This window comes from Paraburkholderia sp., from assembly GCF_035501035.1.
In the GTDB taxonomy this organism is placed as follows: domain Bacteria; phylum Pseudomonadota; class Gammaproteobacteria; order Burkholderiales; family Burkholderiaceae; genus Paraburkholderia.
In genome coordinates, this window is the sequence record NZ_DATJWR010000103.1 from 1 (window position 1) to 8719 (window position 8719).

At 66.2% G+C, this 8719-nt stretch carries 6 protein-coding genes and 1 pseudogene; 2 read left to right on the forward strand and 5 right to left on the reverse strand.

Annotation, left to right across the window (positions count from 1 at the left end; genetic code table 11):
- A partial coding sequence (locus VMJ11_RS07575) for a YifB family Mg chelatase-like AAA ATPase (RefSeq protein WP_325618518.1) occupies window positions 1–1252 on the forward strand: 1252 nt, incomplete at its 5' end.
- A gap of 406 nt (window positions 1253–1658) precedes the next feature.
- Here the strand turns inward: VMJ11_RS07575 and VMJ11_RS07580 are convergent.
- Window positions 1659–2267, reverse strand: coding sequence for a hypothetical protein (locus VMJ11_RS07580; protein ID WP_414694329.1), 609 nt, complete (start codon window positions 2265–2267; stop codon window positions 1659–1661).
- Between the two features lie 150 nt (window positions 2268–2417).
- Here VMJ11_RS07580 and VMJ11_RS07585 point away from each other — a divergent pair, with 150 nt between their 5' ends.
- The gene (locus tag VMJ11_RS07585) at window positions 2418–2951 is read left to right on the forward strand and encodes a TlpA disulfide reductase family protein (RefSeq protein ID WP_325618520.1); all 534 of its coding nucleotides are present in this window, start codon (window positions 2418–2420) and stop codon (window positions 2949–2951) included.
- 99 nt (window positions 2952–3050) lie between these two features.
- Here VMJ11_RS07585 and VMJ11_RS07590 read toward each other — a convergent pair whose 3' ends face one another.
- The 4 genes and pseudogenes from VMJ11_RS07590 to VMJ11_RS07605 all read right to left on the reverse strand — a co-directional run.
- Complete coding sequence (locus VMJ11_RS07590; protein ID WP_325618522.1) at window positions 3051–4400, reverse strand: sigma-54 dependent transcriptional regulator; 1350 nt, start codon at window positions 4398–4400, stop codon at window positions 3051–3053.
- Between the two features lie 336 nt (window positions 4401–4736).
- Window positions 4737–6653, reverse strand: coding sequence for a sensor histidine kinase (locus VMJ11_RS07595; protein WP_414694330.1), 1917 nt, complete (start codon window positions 6651–6653; stop codon window positions 4737–4739).
- 261 nt (window positions 6654–6914) lie between these two features.
- A complete protein-coding gene (locus VMJ11_RS07600) occupies window positions 6915–8198 on the reverse strand; it encodes a dicarboxylate/amino acid:cation symporter (RefSeq protein ID WP_325618524.1) in 1284 nt (427 codons plus the stop codon).
- 314 nt (window positions 8199–8512) lie between these two features.
- Window positions 8513–8719: pseudogene (locus VMJ11_RS07605) on the reverse strand (taurine ABC transporter permease); the annotation flags it as partial.

Genomic DNA, 8719 nt, shown 5'->3' on the forward strand with positions numbered 1-8719 from the left:
ACAAAGCGAAGCGCGCGATGACGAAGCGGGCACAAGCCAAATCATTCGGGATCCTGATGATGACCCTGCCTCTGGGACTGCCACTGCAACGCGTGCTTTCGCGCTCGCGCGGCGCGAGCGCCGCAGCGTGCCCGAGCTTTATCTGCCTGAGCAAAACGCCACCGAAGCGGCACTCGTGCCGGGCGTCGCGGTGTATGGCGCGGCGGACCTGCGCTCGCTATGCGCCCACCTTGCTGCCGAGGATCCCGACGCGCGCCTCGCACCCGTGCAAAAGCGTGTCCTCGACACCGCACAAGCCAGCGCGCCACCCGACATGGCCGACGTGATTGGCCAGCGTGGCGCGCGCCGTGCGCTCGAAGTTGCGGCGGCCGGCGGTCATCATCTGCTGATGGTAGGACCGCCCGGCGCGGGCAAATCGATGCTCGCCGCGCGCCTGCCCGGTTTGCTGCCGCCCATGACCGACGACGAAGCGCTGGCTTCCGCCGCGCTGCTCTCGGCCAGCGCGGTCGGCTTCACGCCGCAGCATTGGCGGCAGCGGCCGTTTCGCGCGCCGCATCATTCATCCAGCGCGGCGGCGCTGATCGGCGGGCGCAATCCGCCGCAACCGGGCGAGATCACGCTCGCGCACCTCGGTGTCCTGTTCCTCGATGAAATGCCGGAGTTCGATCGTCACGTGCTCGAAACCCTGCGCGAGCCGCTCGAAGTGGGCTCGATCACCATCTCACGCGCCGCGTGGCAAACCGACTTCCCCGCTTCGTGTCAGCTCGTTGCCGCGATGAACCCCTGCCCGTGCGGCTGGCGCGGCGATCCTTCGGGACGGTGCCGCTGCACGCCGGAAAGTGCCGCGCGCTACCTGCGCAAGCTCTCGGGACCGCTAATGGACCGCATCGACATCCAGGTGGAGATTCCGGCGTTGCCGCCAGCCGAACTGGCCGGGCGCGCCGGCGCAAGCGCCGAGCCGAGCGCCGCGATCGCCGAACGCGTACAGGCGGCGCGCGAGCGCCAGTTGGCACGCCAGGGCAAAACCAATCGCGAATTGACCGGCCGCGAGACCGATGCGCTCTGCCAGCCCGACGCTGCAGGCGAAACACTGCTGCGCGAAGCAGGCGAACGCTTTGGCTGGTCGGCGCGCGCACACTACCGCGTGCTGAAGGTTGCTCGCACGATTGCCGATCTCGCGGGCGCACCCGCGCCGAGCGCCGCGCACGTGGCCGAAGCCGTGCAGTACCGCCGCGCATTCACCGGGTACTAGCCTCGCGCGGCACGGCAACAAAGCGATTCCCTGTTTATGCCGCAGAAGAATGTGGATAGCGCCAATAAATCGAAGTCAAGACTTGACTTATGCACATTCGATCTGATTGAGCCCGTATTTGTGCATAGTTCGCATCGCGCTATGTGCCGCTTCGTAACCCCTTGATTCTTCTTATTTTCAAGATTTAGCGAAAAGCGGCCGAAACTAACAGAAAGCCCACAGGACGGCCTTTTCCGGCCGGCGCGGGGCTCTTTTCCACAAAGTTACCCACAGGCGCTGTGGGTAACCAGTAAACCTTCAATCAAATCCGATAATTAGCGCGTAAACCTGCGGTGCGACTTTCACTCCAGGCCGCAAACGCCCGCCACCGTGTACCTGTTCGACGGTTGCTGCGGAGTCCCGACGCTCAGTACAGCTTGAAAGACCCGAAGAACTGGTCGACCTGTTCGACCGGCGGCTCGGTGCGACCGACGATCGCCACCTGGTAGGCGCGCGCGCCCTTCGCGACGAGTCGCGCATGGATCGTGCGCGTCTCGCCGTTGGCGCCCACGTTGCCGGCCATGCGCATCTCCACGCCTTCGACCGAGCCGCCCCCCGCGAGCGGCACCGCCACCGGTTGCGCGTCTGACGCGGCGCCCACGTTGCGCGCGAGCCCCGCGCGCAGGAAATCGAGGGCTTTTTGCTGCGTTGCGGGCTGCGCGTTGGGCAGTTCGAGCGTGCCGACCACGAACACGTCGCCCGCGACCTCGGCTGTCTGCATGCGCATGCGCATAGGCGTGCCGTTCACGTCGACGCTGCGCTCGTCCCTGCCCGGCTTCGCGGGCAGATCGACGGTATAGCCGCTTTCGTTGTTCGAAATCGTGCGCCAGTCATAGGTGGGCGAGCAGGCGGCCAGCGCGCCGGCCGCCGCGAATACGCCCAGAGCCAGCACGTGCGCGGGCGCAAGCATGGGGTTCAACGCGCAGATCGACGCGGTCAACGACAGTCGGGCACGGCGAAGGAGGGCTGGAACCATGGAGCGCAATCGTCACAAAAGTGAAAGGAGCGCGCCATTATCCGCCGCGGCGCGCGCAATGGCGTGCCGCAACCGCTATGCCGGGAAATTCGGCGCTACAATAGTTTGGTTGCACACCCGCGCCCTTTTGGCGCACGAGGCGAGGCTCTCATGACCGCTGCATCCCCGAATTCTTCGAACGCGCGCTCCGGCGCGATCCGCCGCATCGGCGTGGCGATCGTCGTCGCCGCGATTGCCGTAGCGGGCTACTTCGCGTTCTTCGGCAGCCAGCAGCGCGTGCCCGATGCAACCTTCACGCTGCTGTCCGGCCAGAAGGTCTCCACGGCCGATCTCAAGGGCAAGGTTTATCTAGTCAACTTCTGGGCAACGAGCTGCTCCACCTGCATGCAGGAAATGCCGCAAATGGTCCAGACCTATAACCGCTTCAAAGGTGAAGGTCTCGAGTTCGTGGCCGTGGCGATGAACTACGACGCGCCGATGTACGTCGCCAACTACGCGCAGACTCGCCAGTTGCCGTTCAAGGTGGCGATGGACGACGGCTCGGCCGCGAAGCAGTTCGGCAACGTCCAGCTCACGCCCACCACCTTCGTGATCGGCCGCGACGGCAAGATCCTCAAGCGCTACGTGGGCGAGCCGCAATTCGCCGAGCTCGACAAACTGCTGCAAAAGGCGCTTGCGACCTGATTGCAGCCCGGGTTCAGCCAGATTGCATCCAGATACGCAACCCATCCCGCACATGAAAGCAGCGGACCCCCGCTGCTTTTTTTGCGCCCACCGCCGGGCTTATCCCTCCCCGCGCGCCACGAGCCCGTAGCGCCGAATCTTCTCGTACAGCGTGGCCTTCGCCATCTGCAGCCGCTCGGCGGCCTGGGCGACCGCGCCGCTGGTCTGCTGCAAGGCGTCGGCGATCAACGCGCGCTCGTACTGCTCGACACGTTCCTTGAGCGGCAACGCTTCGTCGGCACCACTTGCCGCGGCCGCTGAGAGATCATCAGGAATCCCAAGCACCCGGCGGTCCGCAGCATTGCGCAGCTCGCGCACGTTGCCGGGCCAGGCGCGCTGCGCGAGCCGCATGCGGTCCCGCTCGGTGAGGAGCGGCGCGGGCCGCTGGTAGCGCACGGCCGCGTCGAGCAGGAAATGCTCGAACAGCGGCACGATGTCCTCGCGCCGCTCGGACAGCGGCGGCAGTGAAATCGTCACGACGTTCAACCGGTACAGCAGGTCGCGCCGGAAGGTGCCCGCCGCGACGTGCTCGCTCATGTCGCCCTTAGCTGCCGCGACAACGCGCAGATCGGCGCGCACCGGCTGGTTCGAGCCGAGGCGCTCCAGTACGCCGTCCTGCAGCACACGCAAGAGCTTCACCTGCAGCGAGAGCGGCATGCTCTCGATCTCGTCGAGAAAAAGCGTGCCGCCGCTCGCATGCTCGAGCTTGCCGATCCGACGTTTCGCCGCGCCCGTGAACGCGCCCGCCTCGTAGCCGAACATCTCCGATTCGAACATCGGCTCGGGCAGTGCGCCGCAATTCACAGCGACGAACGGCTTGTCATGCCGTGGCGAAAGCTCGTGCAGACTGCGTGCGATCAGTTCCTTGCCCGCACCGGTGTCGCCGTTGATGAGCACCGATGCGTCGGTGGGCGCAACGTTCGCAATGAGCCGGCGCACCTGCTCGATCGCCGGGCTCTTGCCGATGATGCGCGGCGCAAGCGGGTTCTGCGCCGCAAGCTCGCGGCGCAGCGCGATGTTTTCGAGCATCAGCACGCGCCGCTCGAGCGCGCGCCGCACCGTTTCGATCAGACGCTCGGAGGCGAACGGCTTCTCGATGAAATCGTATGCGCCGTCGCGCATGGCCTGCACGGCCATCGAAATATCGCCGTGCCCCGTCACGAGGATGATGGGCACGTCGGGCGCGCGCTCGTGGCATCGCGCGAGCAGATCGAGCCCGCTCATGCCCGGCAGGCGGATGTCGCTCACCACGACACCCGCGAAGTCGGCTTCGATGAGCGACAGCGCGCTTTCCGCGTTCGCGAAGCCGGCGGCGTCGAAGCCCGCAAGCTGCAGGCTTTGCACGCCCGCGCGGCGCACCAGTTCGTCATCCTCTATGTAGAGCACCCGGCCGGGCGTCGCATTCACCATGTTCGTTCGTCATCCTGATTCATAAGACAGCATCGCGGAGCCGGCTGCAAAGCGCCTGCTTTATAGTGCCTGCTTCACAGTGCCCGCTTCATAGCGCGCGCTCACAGCGCCTGCTTCGTAGCGCCCGCTCACAGCACCTGCTTCGTAGCGCCCGCTCATAGCGCCTGCCTCACAACGCCTGCTTCATAGCACCTGCTTCACAGCGCCCGCTTCACAGCGCCTGCTTCACAGCACCTGCTTCACAGCACCTGCTTCACAGCACCTGCTTCACAGCGCCCGCTTCACAGCACCTGCTTCACAGCGCCCGCTTCACAGCGCCTGCTTCATATCCCCACTTCACGACCCCACCTCGCGCGCGGCGCTCGCCGCGTCCGCGCGGGCACGGCGCAGCGTCAGCACGAAGCGCGCGCCGCCGTCGGGCTCGTTGTTCGCGGTGAGCGAGCCGCCGCAGTCGCGCGCGATCGACGAGGAAATCGCGAGCCCGAGGCCGAGCCCCTGCCCCATCTCCTTCGTCGTGAAGAACGGCTCGAACAGTCGCGGCAGCACATCTGCGGGAATGCCGGGTCCATTGTCGCGCACGCCGATTGCAAGCGTCGCTGCGCTCGCCTGAACCTCGATTGCGATGCGCGGCGCGGGCACGGCCGCCACCGCGTCGAGCGCATTGCCGAGCAGATTGATCAGCACCTGCTCGAGGCGCAGGTCGTCGCTCTGCGCGACGAGATCAGGGTACTCCGCGTGCGTGTCGAGCGGCACGGGCGGCGCGCCATCCTCGACAAGCGTGAGTTCCACGCGCACGCCTTCGAGCCGCTTGCCGAGCAGCGCGAGCGCATTGCGCAGCGCGCGCGCCACAGGCGAGCGCGCGCTTCTCGGCCGCGCGCGCCCGACGAACAGCTTGAGCTGGTTCACGATCTTGCCCATGCGTTCGGTGAGCGAAGCGATGGCCTCGAGGTTTTCCGTGGCCGCCGCGTACTGACCGCGTTCGAGAAATACACGCGTGTTGTCCGAGAAGCTGCGCAGCGCCGCGAGCGGCTGATTCAGCTCGTGCGTGATGCCCGCAGCCATCTGGCCGAGCGCGGCGAGCTTGCTCGCCTGGATCAGTTCGTCCTGGGTTGCGCGCAGTTCCTCCTCGGCGCGCGCGCGCTCCGCCACCTCGCGCTGCAACCGCTCGTTGGCCTGCGAGAGGTCGGCCGTGCGCTCGGCCACGCGCTGGTTGAGCATCGCGTAGGCCTTTTGCAGCATCGCGCGGCTGCGCATCACTTCCTGCACGCGCGCGCGCCGCATGCGCCAGTAGAAACCGAGCAGGCACAGTGAAACATAGCCGAAGCCCGTCATGATGGTCGCGTTGCGCGAAGCCGCGAGCACCGGATCGATCGACGACATCGTAACGAGATGCCAGTCCGGTTCGCCGAGCGAGCGGCGTGTCTCCAGGTAGCGCGGCGCGCCGATGCCCGCGCCCATGCGCACGATGTCCGCGTCGCCCGGCAGCACGCGTTCGATGGCGGTGGGCAGCGGGGTGAGGCGCGCGCCCGCGTACTGGCGCGTGGCATCGATCGAGGCGATCACGTCCGGCGGCAGCGGGCGCACCGTGCGGTACTTCCACGCGGGCACCGAGGAGAGAAAGATCACGCCGTGGTCGTCGGTGACGAGCAGCGGCTCCGACGCATCGGCACCGGGAAACCATTCGAGATTGAGCTTCACCACGGCCACGCCCACGATCTTGCCGTTGCGCCGCACGGGCTGCGATACGTAGTAGCCGGGATCGTGCGAGATCGTGCCGATGCCGAAGAAGCGCCCCACGCCCCCATTCAGCGCATCGATGAAATACGGCCGGAAGCGGTAGTCGACGCCGACGAAGCTGTCCGGGTCGCGCCAGTTGCTGGCCGCGATGCTCATGCCGTCGGCGCGGATGATGTAGGTCGTGGTGGCGCGCGCGTGACGGTTCACGTCTTCGAGGTAGCGGTTCGCGGCGGCCACCCACTCCGGTCTGGGATCGACGAGCACGTCCTGCACGAGCGGATGTTCGCCGACGATATAGGGCAGCGAGTCGTAGCGCTCGAGCGTGCTCCTGAGCGAGGCCGTCGTGCGGTCGCCGCGCACGGCGGCGTTGCGGCGCAGCGCGTCGATGCCGGTCTGCCACGTGAGCACCCAGGTGAGCGCACAAGCCGCGACGAGCCCGACGGCGAGCGCGAAGAGGACGATGAGGCGGCGCGTCACGTGAGCGGCTTCCAGGCGGTCGAGGGGGATGGGAGAGATTGTGGCACACGCGCGCCGTGAGCCACCCGGCGTGCGGTGCGAACGCGCGGCCTCAGATCGGCTTCAGGCTGAAGCGGCGGATAAAAGCAAAAACGGGCGGCGCGGACGCAGGGGAAACGGCGCGCCGCCCAGCGGCGCGAGCCGCGAAACAGCGAGACAACGAAACATCCGGATAGCAGGATGGGTACGAGGAGCGCGATGACCACGATGAGCACGATGAGCGCGGGGGGCAACGCATACACCGCCCGCGCCTCGCGCGGCTTACGCGCCTGCGCGTTCCTTCACGTCCTCGATCTGGCCCGAGAGCGCGGCGCGCAGCTTGTTGCGGTCGAGCTCCTTCTCCCACGCCGAGACCACGACGGTCGCCACGCCGTTGCCGACGATGTTGGTCAGCGCGCGACACTCACTCATGAAGCGGTCGATGCCGAGAATCAGCACCATGCCCGAGAGCGGAATGGTCGGCACCACGGCGAGCGTCGCCGCGAGCGTGATGAAGCCCGCGCCGGTCACGCCGCTCGCGCCCTTGGACGTGAGCATCGTCACCGCGAGCAGCGTGAGCTGCTGCGTCCACGTGAGGTCGGTGTTGGTCGCCTGGGCGATGAACAGCACCGCCATCGTCATGTAGATGTTGGTGCCGTCGAGGTTGAACGAATAGCCGGTCGGCACCACGAGGCCCACCACCGAGCGCGAGCAGCCGAGGCGCTCGAGCTTCTGCATCAGTTGGGGCAGCGCGGATTCCGACGAGCTCGTGCCGAGCACGATCAGCAGCTCTTCCTTGATGTAGGCGACGAAGCGGATGATCGAGAAGCCCGTGAAGCGCGCAATGGCGCCCAGCACGACGAGCACGAACACGATCGAGGTGAGATAAAACGTGCCGATGAGCTTCAGCATCGGCACGAGCGAACCCACGCCGTACTTGCCGATGGTGAACGCCATCGCGCCGAACGCGCCGATGGGAGCCAGCTTCGTGACGATCTTGACGATGCCGAACAGCACGCCCGAAACGCTGTCGATGAAATCCGTCACTACGCGGCCGCGCTCGCCGATCTGCGCGAGCACCGCGCCGAACAGCAGTGCGATCAGCAGGATCTGCAGGATCTCGCCCTGCGCAAATGCGGAGAACATCGTGTCGGGGATGATGTGCATCAGGAAGTCGACGGTGCTCTGGCCGTGCGCCTTCTCGGCGTAGCTCGCCACGGCCTTGGCGTCGAGCGTGTGGACGTCGACGTTGAAGCCCGCGCCGGGCTTGAGCACGTGCGTGGCGATGAGGCCGAGCACGAGCGCGAAGGTCGAGACGATCTCGAAGTAGAGCAGCGCCTTGCCGCCCACGCGGCCCACCTTCTTCATGTCCTCCATGCCGGCGATACCGGTCACGACCGTGCAGAAGATGATCGGCCCGATCACCATCTTGATGAGCTTGATGAAGGCGTCGCCGAGCGGCTTCATGTCGATGCCGATGGCGGGCCAGTAGTGGCCAAGCACGACGCCGACGATAATCGCCGCGATCACCTGGACATAGAGGACTTTGTGGAGAGGTTTCTTCACGATGGTTCCTGCAAATGAAATTGAGCCAATGGCCGAACGAAGCTGGTTCGGGCCGCGACAGTTCGAAACTGGGGGATCAGCGAAACCGGTCGGGGGAATCGGACATCGGCTGTCTCCTTGTGCTTTTTTTTGTCGCGGCCGGGGATGGCCGCGCGTTCTTATTCGCAAGGAGGATGCCAGCGTGCAGGAACACGCTTACCTTTGATTTATAAGGTTTTTTGTTTGTCGCGGACGGGCCCGCGTATGGATTTCCAGAATCTCGCCCGGAGCGCGTCCGGGTTTCCGTAATGCAAGCGGTGCGGCCGAGCGCAGCCTTAGCCTCGCCCCTTCCACGGCACCAGGCGCCGTTCGAGTGCGCGCATGCCGAGATCGAAGCCCCAGGCGATGAGCCCGATCAGCACGATGCCCATCACGACGACGTCGGTGCGCAGGAAGCTCGACGCGTTGAGCACCATCTGCCCGAGGCCTGCCGTGGCGGCGACCATCTCGGCGGCCACGAGCGTGGTCCAGCCAAAGCCGAT